The sequence below is a fragment of the Plantibacter sp. AC185 genome (assembly GCF_979258065.1).
Genome location: NZ_OZ409831.1, coordinates 544,685 through 566,553, shown reverse-complemented (window position 1 = coordinate 566,553; position 21,869 = coordinate 544,685). Strand labels below are relative to the sequence as shown.

Below are 21,869 nucleotides of genomic sequence, written 5' to 3'. Positions count from 1 at the left end.
ATCCGTAGTTCGGGCAGACATACTCGTCGGCGCGGAGCTCGACGAGCTCGCCTTCCGGCTCCACGGTCAGCGCTCCGAGCGTCGGACGACGACCGCGACGAGGGCCTCAGCGGTGATCGCCGAGAGCCCGAACTCGCGAGCGACCTCGGCGACGAGCGACGCCGGGAGCATCGTGTCTTCGACGTCGGTCCGGAGCTCGGCCGGGATCTCGGACGAGAGGACCGGCGCGGGGCGGACCTCGTCTTCGTCCTGGAGGACGACGCGGTTCACGTGAGCCCCGCGGCCGTTGCGCTCGATCGTGCCCCAGAGATCGCCGTCCTCGTCCGGGAGGGAGGTCGTCACGAAGACGTCCCCGACTCGGACGTGGTCCTCGGGGTGGTCGATCCGGCCCGTCGAGTCGACGAAGTAGGGAGCGGCCATGACGACGAAGCGGGCTTCGGCGTCGGGCGTGGCGGTGCTGTTCATGTGATCTCCTAGAGAATCGAGTCGAGATCCGCACCCTTCAGGGGCGTAGTCTCGGCGTTTTTCGTTTGGTTATCGGGAGAGAGGGCCAGGAAGCCCGATCCTGCTCGGCCGGGATCCGGCGGAGTTGCGTCTTCGTCCCGGGGCTCGGGGACCCGGTCGACTTGACGCGCTCGGCGGACGCCGTCGAAGGCGACGCCATGCTGAGTCCGCCGCTTCGAGAGGCCGCGCTCCTCCAGCGCCCCGAAGAACGTCCGACGGGTCCAGATTTCGCGCTGGGGGAGGTTCTCCTCCTGCGCCCATTCGAGATAGGCATCGAAGAGGACCTTCCCCTCCACACGGCCCGCCTCGGCGTCCTTCACGAAGACGCCAGGCATGAAGCCCGCGAGCGCGTCGGACGTATCGCGATACTCCTTCGTGGCGGTCGTGACCACGTCCGGGTCGCCGAGGCCCTGGGCGTACCACTGAGCGGCCCCGCGGACGGCCCAGGCGAGAATGCCCTCGCGCTCCGTGAGGATCTTCTCCGCGAGACGGTGGTCCCGCTCGTGGGGCGCGAAGTAGCGCTCGAAGGGGAGGAACTTCACGCGACGCCAGAGGCCCTCGTCCTGCCCGCGGAACTCCGGCTTATTGTTCGTCGCGAGCATGAGGAGAAAGCTCGGCCGGAACTCGAAGAACTCCTTCCGCATGAAGCGGGCGGCGATCATGTCGCGGCCGGTGACCCGCTTCAGGACCGCCTCGGCCATGCGCTTACCCGCCTCGCCCTCGGAGGCCATGACAAGCCGGGCACCCTTCAGCGCGGCGAGGTCGTTCGGGATCCCACCGCCGCCGCGCTCCTCGAAGGTGGAGAAGGGGGTCGTCACGGTGAGCTCGCGGAAGATCTCGGTCAGCGCGTCCGTGAGGATGCTCTTCCCGTTCGCCCCCTTACCCCAGGCGACCACGAAGCACTGCTCCAGGGTGTGCCCGGTGATGCCGTAGCCGACGAGCCGCTGAATGTAGCCGGGGAGCGTCGGGTACTTCGGGAAGATCTCTTCGAGGAAGAGCTCCCAGCGGGGAGCCTTCGCCGTCGGGTCGTAGTCGAAGTCGAGCCGTTTCGTGAGGAGGAGGCTCGCGTCGTGTGGGCCGAGCTCGCTCGTGCGGAGGTTGATAACGCCGTTGCGCACCGCGACGAGGTCGGGGTGCGCGTCGAAGTCGTCGAACCGTGCCGGGACGCCCTGGACAGCCTGGAGCTCTCGGATCAGGGAGTCCAGGCCTCGAGTTGTCTGGACGTGGGAGGCATACCGGTTCAGGCGAGCCGCTCGCTTCTTGTCGGAGTCGCCCGCGCCGTCCCGTGCCGCCTCGCCAGAGGCGACCCGCGCGAGGTCGCGGACGAGGTCGGCGACACTCTGCGCGTGGGTGCGGACACCCTGACGCTCGTCCTTCCGCCAGACGCCCTCCTCCAGGAGGAAGAATCCGACCTCCTCGGAGAAGCGCACGCCGGAGCCGAGGCTCTCGATGTAGTCGCGGAGGTAGCGAGCGCCGCCGAGGTCGCTCAGCGAGTAGCGCTCTTCATCCCAGGCAAGGAGCGCGGCCGAGCGGCTCTTGACCGGCTCGGCCTCGGCGATTGCCCGGATGACCTCGCGGGAGAAGCGGTCGGGGTCCTGAGCTCGCCAATCGGTCAGGTCGAGGCCGTCGGCGACGTCGAGGACCTTCACCCGGACGTCCCGAGCGACGAGCGCCTCGGCAAGCTGCGCGGAGAAGCGGCGTCCGGCCGGGTCGCCGTCGCCAGCGACGACAGCCTCTCGGTCGCCGATCCATGAGGCGATCTCGTCGACGATCGCGGGGTTACCGGCGTGGGACGCGCCCGCGACGCCGATCGTGTCGTAGCCGAGCGCCGCTCCGGTGAGAGCGTCCCCGGGTCCCTCACAGACGAGGACCTCCGGCCAGCCTGAGCCGCCCGCGAAGTAGCCGATCTTCGACCACGAGCCGCCGTCGGGAGACTTTGGGCCGAGCCACCGGACCGCGGCGTCCTTCTCCAGGGCGCGAGCCTGGAAGTTGCGAGCGACGCCCGCCGGAGTCCGGAACGGCACGACGAAGCGAGGGCCACCGCCGAGATCCTCGGTGTAGCCGAGGCCGAGGCGGACAAAGTCGTCCGCGCCGAGGCCGAAGCGCTCAGTCGCGTAGGCGATAGCCGCTTCGCCGACGGCCTGACCGAATGGGCCGGGGGCGGTCAGCGCTGCGGCGTACCCGTCGAGCTTTATGGCGAGGCCTGCGATCGCACCGGGGGTCGCCGGGAGGGCGGTCGAGACGGCCGCGCGAGGGGCTTCCGCCGCGCCTGCCGTCATCGTCGCGAGGTCCTTCATGGTCAGGCCGAGAGCCTTCACAACGTCTGGCGTCGTGCAGCCGGCCCGGCACTTCATGAGGACTTTCCCGGCCTCGGAGACGGACAGGCGGAGCGACTGCTGAGAGTCGGCGTGCGCCGGGCAATGCACGAGCCAGCCGTCCGCCGTCTCTTCGACGTCGGGGAGGCGGGCGAGGAGGTCTGAGAGTGTCACAGAGAAGCCCTTCCAAGGGGTCAGGGCCGCGGTCGGCCGGGGTGATATCGAATGCACGAGGAGAGAGGGCCGGAGTCGCGGAGCTGCTCACGCGACGGCGACGTAGCGGATCACGGAAGGATCACGCTCGGGAGCTGTATCCCCGATATGGGGGACAGAGGTCGGCGGGGGCCGATAGGGTTTTTTTTCTGAAATTGGTTCGACCGACGACTGTCGGAGCGTCATGCACAAACGAAGGGGTATTGCTGGTATGGAGAGCGTGGAGACGGGGACGATTCCGGTATTTGGTTTTGGCGAAGACGGGGACGAGCTGACCTACACGCTCGTCCCCGTCCTCGGGATGGTTGGCCGGTTCTGGTCCGTCTTCGCCGATGGGTCCTACTCGCGCTGGACCCCGAAGGACACTCTCCCGACTAGCCGGTAGCCGCCGGGAAGGGGCGCTCCAGGTCGGCCCTCGACTCCTCCAGGTGGAGGGCGAGTGCGTCAGCCGGTAGCGCCCCTTCTGCGCGTCTGAGGCGGAGGAGGAGCGCGGCGAAGTCGGAGATCGTCAGGACGGCATAGCCGCCGCCGACGGGCTTCCGGGCGCGCTTCACGAAGGCGACGCCGAAGGGCTCGCCTGCCCGCGCCTTCTGGAGCTGGACGCCGTCGAGGCCCTCGCGGATCGCCGCCTCCCAGCTCCGCCAGTCCTTCGCCTGCGCGACGAACGGGGAGAGCCCGTGGAGATCGCCAGTGTCCGCGAAGCCCTCTTGCGCGACCCGGCGAGGGGCCAGGCCGCCGCGACCATCGAAGAACGCTGAGAGGCTCCGGACGAGAGCCGTCTCCCAGCGGGTGCCCTTGGCCTTATTCGCGCTCATGAGTCCGCCGCCTCGTGGTCAGGGTTCGCGGCGATCTCCTCGCGGTACAGGTCAACAACTGACCGGCCCTCGATGAGCGATCGGCGCGAGGCGGCCGTCCAGCACGGCTCGCACGCGCTCACGAGGAGACCTCGCACGAGAAGGGCCAGAGGTAGCCGGGGCCGTTCTTCCCATCGTCGACCCGCGAGTGGGTGCGACCAGGCGCTCCGCACTGCGGGCACCCGCGCCCCGTTCTCTTGAATGGCTCCAGGAGCTCGACGACCTGCTTCAGCGCCTCTCGGATCTCGCCCTCGGCGGGGTCGACCCGGAGACCGCGGAGGTTGGCGAGAGCCGTCTCGGCGCGGGAGTGAACGGTCCTCGCTTCGGTCAGGACGTAGGACACGCGACGCCCGTCCCGCTCGGCGCTCACGGCGCGGCCTCCACGTCGGCCCGAGCTCGCGCGACGAGATGCTCCAGCACCCGGAGGGCGGCTGCGCCTCCGCCCGGACCATAGTGGAGCTCGACGGAAGCTCCGGGCTGCACCCGTACCGTCCCGCCCGTGTAGTCCCGTTGCTCGTGCGCCTCCTGGGAGTGCTCGACGCGGATCCGCGCGGTCATCGTCGCCGACCTTCGCAGAGGGTGCAGTCGTGGAGCTTCCCGCACGGGGCTTGCTCCAGCGACCCGGGGAAGCACTCCGGGCAGAGACCGCACACTTCGCCCTCCTGCGCTTCGAGCTCGGGGAGCGGCTTCTCCTTGTCGAGGATCTCGCGCGCCTTCCCGAGGGTCTCGGCGAGGGCGGCGTCGATCTCCGCGCGGGTCGCCAGCGGCGGCCACGCGACGCGCACCTCGGCGGTGATCTGGGCGACGTAGGCGTTCGGCGAGACCCCGCCGTCAGCGGGCCGCCGGGTGATCGCCGACAGCGACGGCCGGGCGCTCACTTCGTGGCCTCCGTCTTCCGGACCCAGGGGAGCCGGGCGGCGGTGTATCCCCGCTCCAGGCTCGCGCCGACATAGCCGTCCTCGACGATGCCCGCGCGGGCGAGCACGGTCAGGAGGTCGACGTAGGTGTCCCAGTCGAGCTCCTTGTCGATGTACAGGTGTGCGTGCCCCTCCGTGCTCGACGGGACGAGTTTCGCCGGGAGGTCGAGGTCCAGGATTACCTTGTGCATCCGGCTACCCGCGACGCGCGACGTGATGACGTCGGCCGACGTGAGGTCGTCCGTGTCCGTGCGCTCGGCGGCGGGCGTGTAGTCGCCAGTCATGACGGGCACGCGCTGGAGGACCATCCCCGCGAGGGGTGCCTCGGCGGTCACGCGCGGATCCCCGCGATCAGGTCGGGGCGGAAGCCGCTCCAGACTTCGGGCTCGACGCCGTCCCGGAGGATCTCGACGATCGGAGCCTGGAGGAGGTTCGCGGCCTTGAAGCGAGCCGCGTCGGCCGCGTGCTCGGGCGCGCTGAGGTCGGCTTCCTCGTAGGGGATCCCGAGCGCGTTCAGGCGCTTGTAGGTCATGGAGCACTGCGAGCAAACGGGGAGCGTGTAAACGGTAATTTTCATCGGGTTGTCCTTTCGGGACAAGAAAGCCCCCGTCCCGGTGATGAGCCGAGACGGGGGCCGTCAGGTGTTCTTAGTCGTCCGCGCGAGTGACCGCGGCGGCGAGGAGGAAGAGACCCATCCAGAGGAAGAGCGTCGTCGCGGCGGCGGCCCCGAAGACAGGGATCGTCACGCCGAACGCGACCGCGCCGAAGAGGCTGGTCAGGGCCGCGAGGCCCCAGACGGTCGCCCTCTGGACGCGGGTCATGCCGCCGAGCCCTTCAGCTCCAGCTTCGAGGCCGTGTAGCTGACCGTCTGACCGGCGCGAGGACCGTTCTTCGCGACGAACTCGACCGGCTCCAGGCGGAGGACGGCCTTCGTCGGGCCGTCCGCTGCGGCGAGCTGACCGGCGACGTCCTCGGCCGCCAGGTCGCGGGCGAGACCCCACGAGCCGGACTGGAACTTGAAGATGCCGCGATCGGGGTCGGCCGCCAGACGAAAGTAGATCTCGATCTGAGGAGCCGGGCCGATGCCCTCCTGGGCCTTCTGCTTGCGCTCCTGGAAGCTCAGCTCGGAGTCCGGGTCAGGCTTGCCGTCGGCCAGCGTCTCGCCGTCCGAGTCGATGATGAGCTTCCCGGCGCGGCTCCAGAGGACGAGGCGCTCGCGGAGGGCCTTCGGGCCTTCGAGAATGACCTCGATCTCACTCGAAGCGGTGAACACTTCGAGGTTGTCCTCGCCCTTCGTGTCCCACTGCTGCGGGTTGTCACCGCCGAAGAGGTCGAAGACGGCGTCCGCGACCTCGGGGTCTCCGGTCGTGATTCGCCACTCCGTGATCGAGGCGGGGCGGCCGTTGAGCTGGTGGCCGGAGCGGAAGCGGCCCACGACGTCATCCTTGAAGGACTGACGCGGCTTCGGCTGGTTCTCGGGGTCGGTGCCGAAAATCTTCAATGCCATGTGTGTTTGATCTCTCTGTCGTTTTGATCTCGCCGCGGCGCGTTTGCCGCTGGAGGGGGACAGGAGGTAAGAGGGCCGAGAGGGGGTCGCTGCTCAGGCGAGTTGATCTCTGGAGTATTCGAAACTATGTTCGAGTCATGGGATCGAACCGCCGGTATGGGAGCGACGTCTCACGGGACGCCGTGAACGCTGCGAGGTTGCGTCCTCGACCGGTGTCGCTCTCCCGCGAGGAGCTCGAAGAGCGGGACGTAACGGAGCCGGACCGACCGATCGACGTTGAAGCGTGGGTCCGGTTCCCGGAGGCGGCGGTCCGTGTAAACGGCCGGGCCGTGGCCTGGACCGATCGGGCCGTGTGGGTCGAGCACGAGACGCCGGACGGGGCGCGCGTCCGGACGTGGGTCTGGGCGTCCGCCGTAACGCGAAAAGCCCCCTCGCGCTGAGTGCGGAGGGGGCTTCAGGGTCAAGCGGGCGGCAGGAGTTCGGCGTGTGCCTTCACCTTCTCGACGAGGGCGGGCAGGGTGTCGGCGCGGACTACGACGCGAGCGACCTCGTCGACCGTGCGAGCCTGCGTGCTCTTGACGTTGTCGTATCGGTCCCAGACTTCGCTCGCGGGGGTCGTCTTCGTGATTTCGATCGTGGCGGTGTACATGGAGGGTCCTTTCGTCTCGATCGAAGAGAGGGCCGACCGCGACGAGCTGCTCGCGTAAATGCGAAGACCCCCTCGCGCCGAAGCGGGAGGGGGTCTTCTCGGGGGGGGGGGGGACTATCTGACGTCGACGAGCTCGACGACCGGAGAGGCGACGCCGTCGGAGTCGACGACGAAGCCCTTGCGGACGAAGAGGAAGCCGATCAGCGGCCGGGGCGTGGTCACGAGGGGATCCGCACGAGTCGGCGGAGTCCGGGCTCGATCACGACGGCGCGGCCAGGCTCGCCGGTCCGCCAGTCCGGCGGGCCGGTTACCTTCATCTTCAGAGTCCGGCGACTCGACCACTGCGACGAGCTCCACTGGAGCCCGATCACGGTCGCGAGGCGGAGCGCGGCTCGGTCGCCCTCTCGGACGGCGTAGGCGATCCGGTCGCCGACCCGGATCGGGACGCCGTCGAGGCCCTCGACGCTCTCGGGGAGCTCGGGGGCCTCGTCGACTGCCGTCACGCTGCGGTCGCCGGTTTCGCGATCCCGGCCGGGCGGGTCACGCGCGGGCCAGGGATCGAGGACGGGCGGCCGGATCTCGACGGGTCGGGCCGGTAGGCCCTGACCGCGAGGACTTCGGCGATCTTGCCGGAGCGGCGCGAGCCCATGTGCGGGAGGATCGCGCGCATGATCTCGGCGGCTCGGTCGCCGGAGATCTCCGTGTGCCACGTCGGCTTAGCGGGCGCGTCGTGGAACGCGAGTCGGATCGTCGCGTCCATGAGGGACGCCGCACGGCCGACGACGTCTCGGTCCGTCATGGCGAGGCGGATCCGCGGGTACTTCCCGCGGTGAGCGTCGAAGCTGCCCTCGCCCTCCAGGAGCCCGGCGAGCCAAAGGAGGTCGTTTTCGTCACCGTGGATCACTTCGCCTCCTCCGCCCAGACGAGCTCCGCGACCTCGATCTTGAAGGTCGGCGGCGGGCCGAAGTCGCGAGGGGCGCGCCCGTAGGCCTTCGCCACACGCTCGTCGTGCTCGACGGTCCACTCGTGATCGCGGATCGCCTTGCTACCGGCGCGGACCGCCGGGCCTCGCGTCGAGTAGGCGCGCGAGTGGGTCACCCGTTCGCCCTTCGTGATGCGAGCTCGGAAGGCCCGCTCGCCGATCGCTACGGCCGGTCCCGCCACTACGCGGTTACCTTCGCTCGCGGCGTGCGACGTTTCGGGCCGGTCGGAGCGCCGTCGGCGGGGCCGGAGGCGACTTCACGGCCGACGACGGTCGACTTGATCTCCTTCTCGTAGTGGAAGATCTCGCGAAGGTGGAGGAAGATCTCGAACATTTCCTCGTCGGCCTTCACCGGGACGAGCTTCCAGCCCTCGGGGCGGACGTGAAGCACCGCGCCGCCGTCGGCCTTCGGCATCGGGATGCGGGAGCCGTCGGGGCGAAGGATGCAGTCCGCGTACCGGTATCCGGCGAGCTGGATCCCGACCTCCTCGTGGACGCCGGAGCGGGTGGTCTTGTTGTCGAGCCAGACCTTCTCGCCGTCGATCGTTGCGTAGGCGTCGAAGCTACCGGCGTAGGCGAGCTTCGGGCCGCGGGAGTCGCTCCAGACCGTCTCCTCCATGAAGTGGTACTCCGGCTTGCAGACCTTCAGGTACTCGTCGAAGTGACGGACGTAGGGCTCCAGGTCAGGATGCACCCGGCCGAGCGTCTCGCCCTTCGCCATGCGCTCGAAGAGGTCGTGCGCTGCGGTGCCGGTGTCGGCGGCCTTCCTGGTCTGACGGTCCGGGGCTTTCTTCAGGTGATCGACCGCGGCTGACGGGTCGCGGAGGGCCATTGCGACGACGACGCCGAGCTCCTCGACGGCGGCCTCGGCGACGAGCTTCTGGCCCCAGTAACGAAGGAAGTCCTTCGGGAGCATTCCGACGACGGAGGTCACTCCGGGGACCTTCAGGCCGGACTCCGGCTCGACGTAGAAGCGCGATCCGCCGCGCTTGATGGTATTGATTTTGGGGGTCGTCATGGACGGCCCTCCTCTCGTGTTGGGGACACGAGGTAAGAGGGCCGGGGGCGGGTAGATGCTCAGTAGGGGGCGAGCGGATCCGGGCGGAATGTCGAAATGACGAAACGAACGTCATTTCTCTATCCGGCTATTAGTTGAGACTCAACTAGTAGAGAGATAGAGAATGACGTTCGTTTCGTCATTCCGTCATGCGGAGGAAGTCAGGAGCGCGCCGAAGCCTTGTCGGCGAGGCCAGCGGCGAGCGACTCGATCGTCCGGAGCTCCTCGGCGACCGCCCGGCGCTCGGTCTTTGATAGGCCGACGAGGGCCTCGACCGGGATTCGCCGGAGTGCTCCGGTGATGAGCATCGTTGCGGACTTGATGCCCGACGGATCCGTGATCTCCGCGCCGCCGCTGAAGATCTGGAGCGTCTCGGATCGCTCGGCTCGGCGGGCGATCTGCTTCTCCTGCGGCGTCTCCTTTCGGAGGCCGAGATCGTCGAGCACGTCGGCGGAGAGGCGCTCTCGGAGTATGTTCCCCGAGTGCCAGCGGACAGCGGCCTGGACCGTCGAGAGCTGCGCTGCGGGGACGCCTGCTCCGTCGAAGACCTCTCGGACCCACGTCCGATAGACATGGGTCCGCCCGAGCCAGTCGGGGTTTCCCTCGCGGGTGAAGAAATGCTCCCGAGCCGAGACGAGGGCCTCGGCGACCTCTCGGAGGAGGCCCCCGCGGTCGTCCTTCTCGGAGGTCTGGTGACGACGAAGCGTCTCGATAGCGGAGAGCTGAAGAGCGTCAAGCTGCGTTTGCATAGCGCCACAATAGCGCGCGTGAGTCGATTTGCGCGAGGACTCTCGGCGGTCTAGCGGAACCGCCCATTAAAGCGACAAAGGCCCCGGCTCCCGTCATCGGAATGCGACAACTGGGGGCCGGGGCCTTCGGGGTTACTCAGTGATGAAACCCGCCAGGACACGGGCGGCGGAGCGGATCGCGTCTAGCTCGGCGTCGTTGTGGAGGTGGAAGTCCTCGGGGTAGTCGTCGAGCGCCGTCTCGGACTTGTGGAGGTCGTCGTCGGGGAGGCCGGGACGGGACACGCGGACGATGTAGCCGCCGCGGGCTCGGATCGCGTCGGCCTCATTCGGGAAGCGGCAGTCCGTCAGGATGACCGGGGCTTCGCGCCCGTCGATCCGCTGCTCGGCGATCCGGACCCAGAAGTCCGGGTCGAGCGCGCGGATTCCATCGGTCCCTAGGCGCTGGAGGGTCTCGCGGACGAGGGGGAAGCGCTCCTTCGAGACCTCCCAGCCGAAGAGGAGGACGGCGTCCTGAAGGCGGATGACCTCCACGGCTTCCGGGTCGTGCTCGTCGCCCGCGTATTCGACGTGGATGATCGGGTTCAGCGCCAGCGCGACCTCGCGGAGCGGGTCAGCGAAGGCGGCTTCGCCGAAGCCGAAATCCTGGAAGACGGCGGCCACGGTGTTCTTTCCGGAGCGCTTGCGGCCGATCATGCCGACCAGCGGGATCTCGGGACGGGGGCGGTCGAGGATGGTCAGCGGGAGGGCGGGGTCGTGAGGCACTGGAGGCGCTCCTTTCGAGACTGGTACTCGTGAAGAGGGCCAGTCGCGCGGAGCTGCTCAGAAGAGACGAAAAGGCCCCGTCTCCGGTGAGGGAGGCGGGGCCAGGGCGCGACTAGGCCGCGTGCTTCGCCGGGTTGACGAGCGACGCGGACTCGTCGCCGAGACGCGAAGCGACGATGCTCTTCAGGACCGACACGGCGGCGGCGAGACCGGCAATCGAGCCGAGCTGGACCCAGTCGATCTCAGCGAGGCCGCCGAGGGTCACGAGGACCGCGATCGCGGCCTGAGCTGCGGTCGAGACGGCACGCTCGGCGGCGTCCTTCAGGAATGCCAGGGTGAACATGTAGGGGCTCCTTTACTAGCCAATGGTGATGCGATCGAAGATCGCGAGGACGGCGACGAGGACCGTCGCCGCGGATGCGAGGGCGGTCCAGAGTTGCCACGGGGAGATCGTCTTCTTCTCCTCGACAGCACGAAGGCGGGTCTCGTGGTCGGAGAGCTGCGAGCCGTGCGCCCCGAGGACGACGTCGACCTTCGTCTCCATGCGGGTGAACGCGACGAGGAGCGATTCGGGCGGAGCGCCGCCTTCCGGCTGGACGTGAATGGTTGCGGCCACGATGGGTTCCGTTTCTGTCATGTGAGGTCCTTCCAGGTGCCCGAGGAAGCGTCGAAGCGCTTCGCGGTCTGGAGGTCTCGCCAGGTGCCCGAAGAGGCGTCCCAGCGGCGGGCGGTGGCGGTGGGCTTCCAAGAGGCCGTCCCGTCGTCCCAGCGACGACCTCCCGCGGGGACAAAGAGGTCCGGCGAGGTTGTCAGCGGGGAGTCGCCGATCTCGTTCCGGGCCAGTCCGCGGAAGCGGTAGGACGTCCCGGCGTCCAGATTCGAGTACGTGTAAACGCGGTCGGGGGCGAGGACAGCGGCGCTCCAGGTGGCCCCGTTGTCCTTCGAGTGCTGGACGTAGTAGCCGGACACGGTCGCGCCGCCCGTCGACGAGGAAGCGCCGAGGGACACGGTCACGGATCGGGCGTCCCGAGAGAGCGAGATCGAGCTCGGGGCGGTAGGGACGTCCGGGACGACGAACGTCCCGGACTCGGCCGCGCTACCCTGGCCCGCCTCGTTGATCGCCCAGGTCCGGAAGCGGTAGCTACCGGGGGACAGGTTCGTGTAGGTCGTAGACCCACCGCCGCGCTGGTCGCTCCAGGCGGCCCCGTTACGGGACAGCTGGACCGCGTAGGCAGTGACGCCGGATCCACCGTCGGAGCCGGGAGGGGTGACGGTCACCCGAATGTCCCGCTTCGTCCGGCTGACGCTCATGCCCGGCGGTGTCGGGACGGTGACCCAGTTCACCGCGCCAGCGAGCCGCCCGCCCCACGTGCCGCCGTCGCCCTGGTCGACCACGACGCCGGGCTGCCGCTCGTCACGGCCGAAGTACATTCGGCCGGAGCCGTGGTTGACCTGGAAGCGAGCTGTCCCGCCGGAGTCATTGAACGTCGTGTATCCGCTGGTCACGACGCCCTGATAGACGAGGTAGGGCGTGATTCCGGTCGCGCCAGTCGCGTACCCGATCGCTATGTTCAGGAGGCGGATCACCCGGCGACCGAAGATATCCGGGTTGCCGATCGGCATCGGGATGCCGTCGGAGTGAATCGCACTATTCGGGTAGCTCGTCGAACCGTTGTTGTTCGTCGGCTCACCCCAGACGTGAGTAGGTGCCATGCGCGGGCCTCCTTACCAGAGGTGGATCTGATTGGGCTTCGGGTTCGACGGGGCCGCCGACTGGACGGCGATCATGGAGGCGTCGAGGAGCTCGACCCACGCCGAGCCGTCGTGACCCTCCCAGCGGCCGGTCGTGCCGTTGAAGCCAAAGAGAGCGGTTCGGGCTGCGGGGCGAGTGGAGGTCGCCCAGTTGCCGACGTTCTTGGAGATCAGGCGGCGGCGGCTCGTGACGTTCGCCGCGTTGATGGTCGCCGCGTTGTTCGCGACGGCGACGTTCGCGAGCGGCTCCTCCCAGACGCCCGTCGGGTCCTGAGTGAGCGTTGGGGCCTGCGGATTGGTCGAGGGAGTGCCGACGCGGACGACGAGGGCGACGGTGTGCGCAGCGTTGTAGTCGCGGCGTAGGACGACCGTGTCGATTCGAGCGTTCCCGCTCGTGTTCGCGGCGATCGTCAGCGGCTCGACGGCGTCCGACTTGAACGCACAACCGGCGACGACGGCGAAGCCCGCGGCGACCTTGACGTTCAGGCCGGTTGAGTCGCCGGAGACGACGAGCTCGCTCGCGCCGCGGACGCCTGTTCCGATGATCTCGGAGAAGAGCTCGGCGTACTGAGCATCGGTCGTACTGCCGCCGACCTTGGGGTAAGACGTCATGACCATGTGTTAGACCTCCTGAATAGGGTCGGGTTCGGTGGTTTCGACGGGGTCGTCGGGATCGGCCGGCTGTGGGTCGAGCGGCTCGGGCTCGGGCTCCGGCTCGGGCTCGGGCTCGGGCTCGGGCTCCGGTTCCGGCTCGGGCTCCGGGAGAGGGAAGTCGAGCTCGATCCGCTCGGCGAGATCCCTCAGAAGCGGAAGCGCTGAGGTCGGGAGGCTGAGCGCCCCGCCGCCCTCGACGTCGTAGAAGGTGATCGTCGCGCGGCTGCCGTCGACGCGAGCGGTGAAGCTGGAGGTCGGCCCCGCGTAGAGCGGGGTCACGAGATCCGTTCGGTCAATCGACATGGGGACTCCTAGGTCTTGATTACGGCGAGGGCGGTAAAGGAGGGCTGGATATTGTTGTGGGCGGCGTTCGATCCGCCGTTGTTGAACTGGAGGCGCGCGCCGATCGAGCTCGCTCCGCCGGTCGTCCCGCCGGGGGCCTTGTACCCTGACGCGTAGATCGGGGACGAGGCGAAGACGCCGGTCGGGCTCCAGAGGCCGGAGCCGCCCTCGCCGCCGTGGATCGCGACCGTGCCTTGCTGGTTCGGGAGCTCGGCGCTCGTGAGGGAGTGCGTCTTCGAGCCGGACTTCTGGCCTCGGGTCCCGAACTCGGCGGAGCCGACCTTCTGGCCCACGAGCGCCCGCTCGGTGAGGTCGGGGAGATTGAAGGTCGTCGTCCCGTTGCCCGCTCCGTAGACCGTGCCGATCGCCGCGTAGAGGTCGGGATAGGCAGACTTTGCGACGGCTCGACCGTCGGCGGCGAGGAAGCCGTCTGGCACCACGGCCCAAGCTCCGTGGAGGAGCGTCCCGGCTGGAAGGCCCGGTGTCGGGGTGGTTGCCTCGGCGTTGCGCTCCAGGGCGGAGACTCGGCCTTCTGTCGAGCTCGCGCGAGAGTGAGCGACGTCCTCCGCCTCGAAGCCGGTCGGGTCACCAACGGTAACGCCCACCTGGACCCCCTCCTTCACGAGGAAGGCGGCCTCGGTGACGCGGGCCGTTGTGGTCGTCTCGCCGACGGTCACGGCGACGAGGTCGCCGAGCTTCCAGTCGCGGAGGAACACCGTCGGGAGGTCGTCGGCAGGGGTGACCTGCATTGACTCGACGGTCACGCCCTCCTCGGAGAGGAGCGCCTGCCCGGCTTGCTTCAGCTCGTCGAGCTCCTCAGTGCCGCGCTTGTCGACGAAGCGCTCGATCCGGCGGCCCCATCGGGTCTCTGCGTCGAGGGCGGCGCTTGACGAGCTCTCGACGATCATCCGCTCCGTACCCTCGCCTTGGCCTGCGATCAGCGGGCGGGTAGCCGTCGGCGCACCGAAGCCGAACTCGACAGAGTCGAGCTGCTCATTCCAGACGTCCATACGGACGAAGGGAGAGCGGTCCGCGGGCTCCCAGATTCGAAACTCGAGCACCGCGTCGAGCTGGACGACGTCGAAGGCCAGGCCGCCCGCCGCGCCGATGCGCTGCGCGAGATCGAGGAGGTTGTCGAACCGCGGCGAGAACGTCAGCGCAGGGCCGCGTCCGAGGTTGTTCGGTTCGAGGCGAAGCTTCCGACGCATTCCGACGAGGCGGCCAGCGGGAGCCCAGCTCACGGCCGGGGTAGCGATCGCCCCGTTACAAACGTTGTAGGCGACGAACTGCCGAAGGATCTCTTCGGCGGTGCCCTTCCGGACGTCGTTCGTGCGCGACTGATAGAGGGGGTTCGCCGTGCTCGGGTCGGGGTAGGCGACGCCGTCCTGGAGGAGGACGAGGTCGGACACTCCGGTGATGGTCCAGGAGCCCGCGGGCTCCGCGGCCGTGGCGGAGTAGAGCGCCTCCGTCATCGGCCCCGAGAGGATCACCCCGTCCGGCCCCGTCACGATGAGCCCGGCGCCCTCCGTGCGGAGGACCTTCGAAAGTGCGTGCGGGATCTCGACGCCGTTTTCGTCCAGGACGGTGTCCGGGAGCTCGATCTCCCAGGAGCCGACGGCGTTCAGCCGAGGGACGACGGTCAGGCCTTCCAGGTCGGACGCGAGGAGCTGCCCGACGCGGCGGAGCTCCGAGTCTCGTACTTCGACGATCAGGTCTGCGACGTCCATTAGATGACGACCTCCATTCGTGGGCGGAAGTAGACGTCGACCTGGGAACGGCCGACGAGGTTCGAGGCGTACTGGACGGAGGCGGAGGCGTGCGTGTTACCGCTCCACTCGAAGAATCCGCGCGCACCGTTCGCGGTCGCGCCGGAGAAGTAGTCGCCGAGCTGGGCGCTCTGCTCGACGAGGACGCCCGTCGCGCCGATGTAGTCGCCCGGCTGGTGCGAGCCCGCGGATGAGCTGATTCGGATCCTGACCGTCATCCAGGCGGCCGTCTCCGGGGCTACGACAGCTCCGGTAGTGATGCGCTGCCAGGTGCCGGGCGAGTCGTAGCGGTCGGACTGCGGGTAGACCTCGCCGGTCAGCGCCACACCCGCCGCGTTGTAGAAGATGTAGCCGACGCGAGCGTATCCGGCGACCTGAGAGGCCATGACGTAAGCGGAGATCGTGTAAACGGCTCCGGCGGTGACGGCGATCCCGCCGGTTCCGGTGCCGGTCGTGTTGAAGCCGATCGGGGAGGCCGTGGTCGCCTTCGTGCAGAGCATCCCGAAGTGGGTCGCCGCGACGTCCGTCGGGCCACCCTCCGCGGCGAGCGAAGTCCAGGTGCCCCCTCCGGTCTGCTGCCCCCATCCAGCGGTCGTGCCGCCTGCCGGGTTCCGGTGGAGGTTCGTCCGGGTGCGCTCGCCCTTCACCCATTCACCGGGCGCGGCGTTGCCGATCGAGACGTCCACTTGGGACGATCCCGACGGGACCGGGAAGAACTTCGGCGCGGGGCCGAAGCGGTCGTAGACGCTCGTCCCGTCGGCCAGTGTCGCGGTCTTCGTCGTCGCGTCGACCGTGACGACTTCACCCGCCGCGACTGGGCCGAGCTGCCAGGAGCGACCGCGGCACGATGCCGTGACGAGGCTCGCTGGTCCCTGGATCCGGGCGACGGGGAAGGACGGGAGCTCGCCGGGGTTCGTGACCGTCGTCGACCCGGACGCCGTCGAGGGGGCGATCCGAAGCTTCGCGAGCTCGGGGAGGAGGCCGATCGGCTCCGAAGCGCCGGTCACCTGGAAGGACACCGCGTTACGGGCGGTCCAGAAGGGGTCGGGGAAGGTGACCTCGACCGGGATCTCCAGGTGCCCGCCTGCCGTCGTGGGCTCCAGGTCTTCCGCTCCGCCTGTGAAGACAAAGGGGAGCTCGTAGGCCTCGCCGGTCGGGTAAGTCGCGACGAGGCGCGGCGACGGGAGCTCGGGGACGAAGCGGAGAGCGGCGGCGAGCCGACGAACGTTCGCCGTCAGGTCGTCGCCGTCCTTCCCGAAGACGAGGACGCGGAGGACGGAGTCGCGAGGGGCGACTCGGACGCTCCGAAGGCGGCCACCGTCGCCCGACGAACTCGCGATCTTGACCTCGCGCGTTGCGAGGCCGAGCCCGGACGAGCCGACCATGAGGCCGTAGGGCGACCGGGTCCCCGGCCGGGTCGCGAGCGTGAGCTCGTCACCGGCCGGAGAGACGATCGAGAGGTCAGCGGTAGCCATGTGTCCTACTTCCGGATTGCTTGCTTCAGACGGCGCGAGGCCTTCCGGAGCTCCTGCTCGGAGCTCAGGCCTTCGCCGCCGACTTGCGTGTAGTCGAAGTCGACGTAGGTGTCCCCGCGGCCGGAGCCGTAGCCCGTGCCGTCGGAGTCGATGCCGAGCGACGCCGAGGAGGCGAAGCTCGGGGCCTCGGGGATCAGCGAGTCCGAGGCCTTGTCGATCAGGTGGGCGTTGTTCGAGATACCCAGGGCCATGCCCTCGGCGGTGTAGCCACCGATCTCCATAAAGAGACGTGAGGGGGAGTGGATCCCGAGGAAGTTCTTCACCCCGTCCACGGCGTCCGAGATCGGGCCGAGGATCGCGTCGGCGATCGAACCGGCCATGTTCTGGATGCCCGAGATCAGACCGTTAATCAGGTCCTCACCCGCGGAGAGAAGGAAGGAGCCCATGTCGCCGAGGGCTCCGAGGATCTGCCCCGGAAGGTTCGTGAAGAACGTCACGACGTTGTTGATGCCCGTCGAGACGGCCGTCGTGATGTTCGTCCAGGCCTCGCCGAGGAAGGAGGAGATCGCGTTCCAGGCACCGGACCACGTCGAGCCGATGACGGAGAGCACCGCTCCGATCACCGACAGGACGAGGTTGATCGCGCCGGAAATGACGGCGACCATCGAGTCCCAGACGCCCTTGGCAATGTTCTGGATGCCCTGCCAGACCATGTCCCAGTCGCCGGAGATCAGGCCGGTTACGACCTGGATGATCCCCTGGATGATCGTCATGGCCGCCGTGATGACGTCGACGATGACCTGGAAGACCGTCACCACTACCGGCATGAGCGCTTCGAGAATCGGCATGAGGAGGCCGATGATCGCCTCGACGATCGGCATAATCGCCGTCGCGACGAGCTGGAGGAGCGCGACGACCGGCGGAAGGACCGCTTCGACAAGCTGGATGAAGATCGGGGCGAGTTGCTCGATTAGGGTGGTCACGAGCGGGAGGATCGCGGCGAGGATCGCAGAGACGGCGGGCATGACAGCGGCGAAGGCGACTGCCAGTGCGTCGACGAGCGTTGCGATCGTCGGGAGGATCGCCACGAAGACACCCGAGAGGGTCTCGACGAGCGTTCCGATGAGCGGAGCAACCGTCGATAGCGCCGTCGCGAGCCCACTTGCGAGCGTGCCTGCGACCGTCCCGAGGAGGGCTGCGATCTGCGGGAGCACCGGGAGGAGGGCTTGGAAGACGAGGCTCAGGGGCGAGAACATCGGGAGGACGCTCGCGATCGTGGAGCCGAGCTCCCCGATCGAGGAGCCGAGCGCGCCGCTGAAGGCTTCGCGGAAGGCGTCGCCGATCGCGACGATCGTCCGAGCGACGTCGGCGAGGGGGCCGGTCGCGGGACCGAAGTCGAGTGAGGAGGCGGAGCCGTTCGCGACCTGGACGACGTAGGAGACGGCCGAGACGACCGTCTGGACTCCGCCCGCGATCCGGTCGAAGGTGGCGAGTACGTTGTCGGCGAAGGCGGCGATCATCGGACCGGCGACGGCTGCGAAGGCCCCGCCGATCGCTGCCGCTGCGGGCTTGATCTTCTCTGTGATGCCGTCGACGGCAGTCGTTACGGCGTTGAAGGCGTCCTTCACGAGCGGGAAGAGCTCGGAGGTCAGAGCGACGCCGAAGCGGGAGAAGGCCGCCTTCATGTTGGCGAGCGCGCCGCGGGTGGTCTCACCCGACTTCAGCGCGGCCCCGCCGAGGCCGTTCTCCATCGCGTTCGCGAAAATGTCGAAGTTGATCTCGCCAGCGCTAGCCATCTTCGCGGCCTCGGCGGCGGTCACGCCCATTTCCTTCGCGACCATCTGGAGGATGGGGACACCGGCGTCCTGGAGCTGGGCGATTACGTCGCCCTGGAGCTTGCCGGAGGCTGCGACCTTGTTGAAGATCGAGCCCATTGAGGCCATGTCCGTACCGGCGATCGTCGCGGCGTCCGCGGTCAGCCGGAGGACTCGCTCCAGGGCCTTACCCGGTGCGATACCAGCGGCGGTTGCGCCAGCGGCCACGGTCGCGGCCTCGCCCATGCCGTAGGCGGTGCCCTTCACAGCCGCGAGGGCGTTGTCCATGATCTGCTTGACGCCCTCGGTCGAGTGACCCAGGCCGGTGAGCTTCGCGGTCGCGTCTTCGATCTGAAGCTGACGGGCGATTCCGCCCTTGATCGCGAGACCGCCGATGATGCCGCCGACGGCCGCGACGGCTCCCGCCGTTATTGCGCCGACCTTCAGGGCTGCGCCGCCGATGGAGGAGAGTAGGCCCTTCGAGGCGGTCGCCCCGGTCTGCTGGACTGCGGGGTTGACTTCGCCGGTCAGCGCGCGAGCGAAGCCCCTCGCGGACGGGATGACGGTCAGAGTTGCGTAGCCGACATTCGACACGAGGCCTCCTCGGGGACGGGAAAACCCCCGAGGCGTTTACACGGCCTCGGGGGTTTCGGGTGTGGTGCCGAGCCGGGAGCGCTGCTGCTCCAGGCGACGCCGGAGGTCGGCGTAGCGCGAGGAGCGGCCCTTCCCCTTCGGCGGCTCAGGGCGCGAGGGGTGAGGCTTCCCGGTGAAGGCGTGGAAGAGGTCAGCGAGGAGGAAGGAGTCCAGCGTCCAGCCGACCGGGAGGGATGCGTGCTTGCGCCAGGTCGCCGAGTCTGCAGGCAGGTTCGCCACGAGGACCGACAGGCGGCGCGGGGAGAGCTCGCCGCGCCAGAAGTCCGCCAGGTCCAGGCCGTAGAAGCGCTGAAGGTCAGCTTCTAGGGCGTCGGACTCGTGGCGGATGAGGCGGGCGAGCTGCGTCAGTTTCCCTCGATGCCGAGAGCCTTCGAGGCCGCCTGGAAGAACTCGGTCGTGACGGCAACCGTCGGGCGGGTCGCCTTGAAAGCGGCGTGCTGCTCGGTGCCGAGGACGTACCGGAGGAAGGTCGCGATCTTGCCCTCCTCGATCGCTTCGAGCGCCTCATACGGCCAGTCCTGAGTCGTCAGGAGAAGGTAGTCGACGCCGCCGAAGGACAGCGGGACGCGCTCGTCGAGCGCTTCGGCTGCTGCTGCGGTCTTCGGGGCGGGCTTGCGGGTGGACGTTGCCATGAGGGCTCCTTAGTGCGGGTGGGGAGGGGGCGTGCGGGTAGGGGTGAAGACCGGAGGCCGCCCCGCACAGACGGCCCCCGGTTTGGTGTTACGCGCTCTCCGTGTCCGTCTCGACGGTCGTGTAGAGCGTGCCGTCGGACTCGGGGAAGAGCACGACGGTGATCTCGTAGACGGTGGGATCCGTCTCGGACTCCTTGACCTCGCCGATCTCCTGGACCTCGGCGTAGCGGGCGACTCGCCGCTTGACACGGTCGCCGTCGCGAGTCTCGAAGCCGATCGCGAAGCGAGCTCCGGCCGTCGGGACCTTGATCTTCGAGGAGCGGATCCCCGACGCTGCGGTCCGGTCGCTGCCGGGGTTGACGAGGCGGAAGACTGCGTCGTTGTCCTCCAGGGCTACGAACTTGAACGTTCGCTTGTGCTTCGAGCTCGTGCGCTTGAAGAGCACGCCGCCCCAGGCGTAGTGCTCGGCGGTGTCGCCTTCGCGGCCTTCGGTGAAGCCCTCTTCGCCGTCCAGGAGGCCGACGGCGTCCCAGGCGGAGGCCCAGGCGGTGGAGAGGTCGGTCGGCCCGGCGGTCGCCTCGGGGGCGATATACACGTCCGCGCCCGACCAAAGGGCAGTGTTCTTAGCTTCGCCAGTCATCGGGCGAGCTCCTTTCGTTAGGTGAGCTGGATCGGACGGGTCCGAACCGTGAGGGTCACGAAGGCGAGCGGGAGATCCGCTTCGTCGTCGTAGGTGGTCAGCGGTCCCGTTGAGGAGCGGACGCCGCGGACGGAAGAGCTTCGAGCGGGGAGGAGGAGGGCCTCGCACAGACCGGCGAGGTCCTCGGCGTCGCTCTCTTCCTCGTCCCAGACGACGAGCCGGACGAGCTCACGGCCGTCCAGCCGGGAGTTTCGGTAGCGGCCGTCGGATCGGAGCTGGACATACGGGAGGGGGCGCTTCGCGTCGGAGCCGGGGAGCGGCTTTGTCGACACGGTCACACCCTGGGCGTAGCGCTCGGGGCGGCCCGCGAGGAGCCCCCGGAGGAGGTCGCGAGTCGCCAGCGTGGCGCGGGGGAACTGGATCGCGGGAGTCGTCATGTGTTGACGTCCAGGCCTGCCGCTTCGGCGGCTCTTGCTAGCGCGCCGTGCTTCGCCTCGATCGCCAGTCCGGCGGGGTGGAGGATCGTCACGGCTGCCGCTGCGCGGTCGGTCGTGTACATGCGGTAGTCGACGTCGACTGGGCCGTCCGAGGTCGTGTGGTTCACGCCCGCGGCGACGGCTCCGGCGCGGTCCTCGATCGCGGAGGCGACCTCGGCGCTCTGAAGCATCGAACGGATACCGGCGTGGTCGAGCCGGATTCGGGTACTCATGCGAGCTCCTTTCCGCGGACGCGGGCGAGGGCCTGGGACGTGTAAACGCCCATTGCCAGGCCGCGCCGGACGATCGGGTCGCCGACGAGGCGGTAGATCTCGTCGCCGTACTGGATCCGGTCCTCGGCGCGGAGGTCGAGGCGGCCGGGGCCGTAGAGCTTGCGCTCGTCGCGGAGCGGGCCGGACGAGGGGCCGGGGTCCTCTTCCGTCGAGCGGGCCTGGACGGTCGCCCCGCGGAGGATCTTCCGGCCGGGGTTGCTCCAGTCCGCGACGGGGTCGCCGTCGGAGTCGAGCTTCGTTCCGGCTCGGAGCCGGACAGGGATGGGGCCGCGCCCCGACGAGATCAGCACTAGAGGTCCTCCTCGTCGAAGAGCGGGGCGGGACGCTGGACGTCGCCGGTCAGGGTGACGACGGGGACGTAGACCGTCCCGTCGACGACGACCTGAGTCATAGGGCGTCCTTCGGGTAGCTGCTCGGCGTGCGGATGGAGCCGACGTAGCCCTTCGAGCGGCCGATCGCTGCTCGGCGGATCTGACCGATCTCGCGGGCGGTGAGGTACACGCCCGAAGTGTCGGAGAGGCCGATCGTGTGCTCGCCGAGGGTTTCCTGATTCACGCCGCGAGGGTTGTCGAACTCGCGTCGGGCGGCCTTCAGGACGACGAGGATCGCGACCTTCGGAGCGTCGGCCTCCCAGCGGGCGGCGACGTTCTTCGGGGCTTCGGCTGCGACGAGGGTCGCGGCGTCTTCGAGGGCTTCCTCGGCGCGGAGCTTGTCCTCGTCGGCGAGCTCGCCTTCGGGGAGGCCGAGTCGGCGCTCCAGTGAAGCGAGCGGGGGGAGAAGTGGGGAAGGCATGTGGAGAGCGCCTCTCAGTCGCGAGAGAGCCCCCCGAGCGGCTCCGAAGAGTCGCCCGAGGGGCTCAGAG

General features: G+C 68.8%; 33 protein-coding genes. 1 reads left to right on the top strand and 32 read right to left on the bottom strand.

Annotation, left to right across the window (positions count from 1 at the left end; genetic code table 11):
- Positions 1–66 precede the first annotated feature (66 nt).
- The 10 genes from ACZZZB_RS02745 to ACZZZB_RS02700 all read right to left on the bottom strand — a co-directional run bounded on the left by ACZZZB_RS02745 (position 67) and on the right by ACZZZB_RS02700 (position 6,310).
- On the bottom strand, positions 67–465 hold the full coding sequence (locus ACZZZB_RS02745; RefSeq protein WP_463528950.1) for a hypothetical protein: 399 nt from the start codon (positions 463–465) through the stop codon (positions 67–69).
- A gap of 8 nt (positions 466–473) precedes the next feature.
- Entirely contained in the window at positions 474–2,993 is a 2,520-nt protein-coding gene (locus ACZZZB_RS02740) for a phage/plasmid primase, P4 family (RefSeq protein ID WP_463528949.1), read from the bottom strand.
- A 413-nt stretch (positions 2,994–3,406) separates the two neighbouring features.
- Entirely contained in the window at positions 3,407–3,847 is a 441-nt protein-coding gene (locus tag ACZZZB_RS02735; RefSeq protein ID WP_463528948.1) for a hypothetical protein, read from the bottom strand.
- Between the two features lie 118 nt (positions 3,848–3,965).
- The gene (locus tag ACZZZB_RS02730; RefSeq protein ID WP_463528947.1) at positions 3,966–4,229 is read right to left on the bottom strand and encodes a hypothetical protein; all 264 of its coding nucleotides are present in this window, start codon (positions 4,227–4,229) and stop codon (positions 3,966–3,968) included.
- Between the two features lie 23 nt (positions 4,230–4,252).
- Complete coding sequence (locus tag ACZZZB_RS02725) at positions 4,253–4,444, bottom strand: hypothetical protein (protein ID WP_463528946.1); 192 nt, start codon at positions 4,442–4,444, stop codon at positions 4,253–4,255.
- Positions 4,441–4,764: a hypothetical protein gene (locus ACZZZB_RS02720; RefSeq protein ID WP_463528945.1), complete on the bottom strand. Its 324-nt coding sequence runs from the start codon at positions 4,762–4,764 to the stop codon at positions 4,441–4,443. The genes ACZZZB_RS02725 and ACZZZB_RS02720 overlap by 4 nt, the downstream gene beginning before the upstream one ends.
- Complete coding sequence (locus tag ACZZZB_RS02715) at positions 4,761–5,138, bottom strand: hypothetical protein (RefSeq protein WP_463528944.1); 378 nt, start codon at positions 5,136–5,138, stop codon at positions 4,761–4,763. Before ACZZZB_RS02715 ends, ACZZZB_RS02720 begins: the two co-directional genes overlap by 4 nt.
- Positions 5,135–5,380, bottom strand: coding sequence for a glutaredoxin domain-containing protein (locus ACZZZB_RS02710; RefSeq protein ID WP_463528943.1), 246 nt, complete (start codon positions 5,378–5,380; stop codon positions 5,135–5,137). The genes ACZZZB_RS02715 and ACZZZB_RS02710 overlap by 4 nt, the downstream gene beginning before the upstream one ends.
- Before the next feature lie 70 nt (positions 5,381–5,450).
- Positions 5,451–5,624, bottom strand: coding sequence for a hypothetical protein (locus tag ACZZZB_RS02705; protein WP_463528942.1), 174 nt, complete (start codon positions 5,622–5,624; stop codon positions 5,451–5,453).
- Positions 5,621–6,310, bottom strand: coding sequence for a recombination directionality factor (locus ACZZZB_RS02700; RefSeq protein ID WP_463528941.1), 690 nt, complete (start codon positions 6,308–6,310; stop codon positions 5,621–5,623). The genes ACZZZB_RS02705 and ACZZZB_RS02700 overlap by 4 nt, the downstream gene beginning before the upstream one ends.
- Positions 6,311–6,447: 137 nt before the next feature.
- Here ACZZZB_RS02700 and ACZZZB_RS02695 point away from each other — a divergent pair, with 137 nt between their 5' ends.
- Positions 6,448–6,750 carry a hypothetical protein gene (locus tag ACZZZB_RS02695; protein ID WP_463528940.1) on the top strand — a complete coding sequence of 101 codons (303 nt, stop codon included), beginning with the start codon at positions 6,448–6,450 and terminating at the stop codon, positions 6,748–6,750.
- Between the two features lie 20 nt (positions 6,751–6,770).
- Here ACZZZB_RS02695 and ACZZZB_RS02690 read toward each other — a convergent pair whose 3' ends face one another.
- From ACZZZB_RS02690 to ACZZZB_RS02585, 22 genes are all read right to left on the bottom strand, one after another.
- The gene (locus tag ACZZZB_RS02690; RefSeq protein ID WP_463528939.1) at positions 6,771–6,959 is read right to left on the bottom strand and encodes a hypothetical protein; all 189 of its coding nucleotides are present in this window, start codon (positions 6,957–6,959) and stop codon (positions 6,771–6,773) included.
- Positions 6,960–7,177: 218 nt separating this feature from the next.
- A complete protein-coding gene (locus ACZZZB_RS02685) occupies positions 7,178–7,462 on the bottom strand; it encodes a hypothetical protein (RefSeq protein WP_463528938.1) in 285 nt (94 codons plus the stop codon).
- Positions 7,459–7,863, bottom strand: coding sequence for an LAGLIDADG family homing endonuclease (locus ACZZZB_RS02680; protein ID WP_463528937.1), 405 nt, complete (start codon positions 7,861–7,863; stop codon positions 7,459–7,461). The genes ACZZZB_RS02685 and ACZZZB_RS02680 overlap by 4 nt, the downstream gene beginning before the upstream one ends.
- Positions 7,860–8,057 carry a hypothetical protein gene (locus tag ACZZZB_RS02675; protein WP_463528936.1) on the bottom strand — a complete coding sequence of 66 codons (198 nt, stop codon included), beginning with the start codon at positions 8,055–8,057 and terminating at the stop codon, positions 7,860–7,862. Before ACZZZB_RS02675 ends, ACZZZB_RS02680 begins: the two co-directional genes overlap by 4 nt.
- Positions 8,058–8,122: 65 nt before the next feature.
- Positions 8,123–8,959 (bottom strand): hypothetical protein, encoded by an 837-nt coding sequence (locus ACZZZB_RS02670; protein ID WP_463528935.1) that lies wholly within the window; start codon positions 8,957–8,959, stop codon positions 8,123–8,125.
- A gap of 200 nt (positions 8,960–9,159) precedes the next feature.
- A complete protein-coding gene (locus ACZZZB_RS02665) occupies positions 9,160–9,747 on the bottom strand; it encodes a hypothetical protein (RefSeq protein WP_463528934.1) in 588 nt (195 codons plus the stop codon).
- Positions 9,748–9,879: 132 nt separating this feature from the next.
- On the bottom strand, positions 9,880–10,509 hold the full coding sequence (locus tag ACZZZB_RS02660; RefSeq protein ID WP_463528933.1) for a deoxynucleotide monophosphate kinase family protein: 630 nt from the start codon (positions 10,507–10,509) through the stop codon (positions 9,880–9,882).
- A 112-nt stretch (positions 10,510–10,621) separates the two neighbouring features.
- A complete protein-coding gene (locus ACZZZB_RS02655) occupies positions 10,622–10,852 on the bottom strand; it encodes a holin (protein ID WP_463528932.1) in 231 nt (76 codons plus the stop codon).
- A gap of 15 nt (positions 10,853–10,867) precedes the next feature.
- On the bottom strand, positions 10,868–11,146 hold the full coding sequence (locus ACZZZB_RS02650) for a hypothetical protein (protein ID WP_463528931.1): 279 nt from the start codon (positions 11,144–11,146) through the stop codon (positions 10,868–10,870).
- The gene (locus tag ACZZZB_RS02645; protein ID WP_463528930.1) at positions 11,143–12,222 is read right to left on the bottom strand and encodes a fibronectin type III domain-containing protein; all 1,080 of its coding nucleotides are present in this window, start codon (positions 12,220–12,222) and stop codon (positions 11,143–11,145) included. The genes ACZZZB_RS02650 and ACZZZB_RS02645 overlap by 4 nt, the downstream gene beginning before the upstream one ends.
- Positions 12,223–12,234: 12 nt before the next feature.
- Entirely contained in the window at positions 12,235–12,873 is a 639-nt protein-coding gene (locus tag ACZZZB_RS02640) for a hypothetical protein (RefSeq protein ID WP_463528929.1), read from the bottom strand.
- A gap of 9 nt (positions 12,874–12,882) precedes the next feature.
- On the bottom strand, positions 12,883–13,218 hold the full coding sequence (locus ACZZZB_RS02635) for a hypothetical protein (RefSeq protein ID WP_463528928.1): 336 nt from the start codon (positions 13,216–13,218) through the stop codon (positions 12,883–12,885).
- An 8-nt stretch (positions 13,219–13,226) separates the two neighbouring features.
- Positions 13,227–14,984 carry a Gp37-like protein gene (locus ACZZZB_RS02630; RefSeq protein WP_463528927.1) on the bottom strand — a complete coding sequence of 586 codons (1,758 nt, stop codon included), beginning with the start codon at positions 14,982–14,984 and terminating at the stop codon, positions 13,227–13,229.
- On the bottom strand, positions 14,984–16,498 hold the full coding sequence (locus ACZZZB_RS02625) for a phage tail family protein (RefSeq protein ID WP_463528926.1): 1,515 nt from the start codon (positions 16,496–16,498) through the stop codon (positions 14,984–14,986). Before ACZZZB_RS02625 ends, ACZZZB_RS02630 begins: the two co-directional genes overlap by 1 nt.
- A gap of 5 nt (positions 16,499–16,503) precedes the next feature.
- Positions 16,504–18,906: a phage tail protein gene (locus ACZZZB_RS02620; protein ID WP_463528925.1), complete on the bottom strand. Its 2,403-nt coding sequence runs from the start codon at positions 18,904–18,906 to the stop codon at positions 16,504–16,506.
- 36 nt (positions 18,907–18,942) lie between these two features.
- Positions 18,943–19,185, bottom strand: coding sequence for a hypothetical protein (locus tag ACZZZB_RS02615; RefSeq protein ID WP_463528924.1), 243 nt, complete (start codon positions 19,183–19,185; stop codon positions 18,943–18,945).
- A gap of 125 nt (positions 19,186–19,310) precedes the next feature.
- Complete coding sequence (locus ACZZZB_RS02610; RefSeq protein WP_463528923.1) at positions 19,311–19,598, bottom strand: hypothetical protein; 288 nt, start codon at positions 19,596–19,598, stop codon at positions 19,311–19,313.
- A gap of 88 nt (positions 19,599–19,686) precedes the next feature.
- Positions 19,687–20,238 (bottom strand): phage tail tube protein, encoded by a 552-nt coding sequence (locus tag ACZZZB_RS02605; RefSeq protein ID WP_463528922.1) that lies wholly within the window; start codon positions 20,236–20,238, stop codon positions 19,687–19,689.
- A gap of 17 nt (positions 20,239–20,255) precedes the next feature.
- The gene (locus ACZZZB_RS02600) at positions 20,256–20,675 is read right to left on the bottom strand and encodes a hypothetical protein (RefSeq protein ID WP_463528921.1); all 420 of its coding nucleotides are present in this window, start codon (positions 20,673–20,675) and stop codon (positions 20,256–20,258) included.
- Positions 20,672–20,947, bottom strand: a complete 276-nt coding sequence (locus ACZZZB_RS02595; RefSeq protein WP_463528920.1) for a hypothetical protein — start codon at positions 20,945–20,947, stop codon at positions 20,672–20,674. The genes ACZZZB_RS02600 and ACZZZB_RS02595 overlap by 4 nt, the downstream gene beginning before the upstream one ends.
- The gene (locus ACZZZB_RS02590) at positions 20,944–21,297 is read right to left on the bottom strand and encodes a hypothetical protein (RefSeq protein WP_463528919.1); all 354 of its coding nucleotides are present in this window, start codon (positions 21,295–21,297) and stop codon (positions 20,944–20,946) included. The genes ACZZZB_RS02595 and ACZZZB_RS02590 overlap by 4 nt, the downstream gene beginning before the upstream one ends.
- A gap of 97 nt (positions 21,298–21,394) precedes the next feature.
- The gene (locus ACZZZB_RS02585) at positions 21,395–21,799 is read right to left on the bottom strand and encodes a hypothetical protein (RefSeq protein WP_463528918.1); all 405 of its coding nucleotides are present in this window, start codon (positions 21,797–21,799) and stop codon (positions 21,395–21,397) included.
- Positions 21,800–21,869 lie beyond the last annotated feature (70 nt).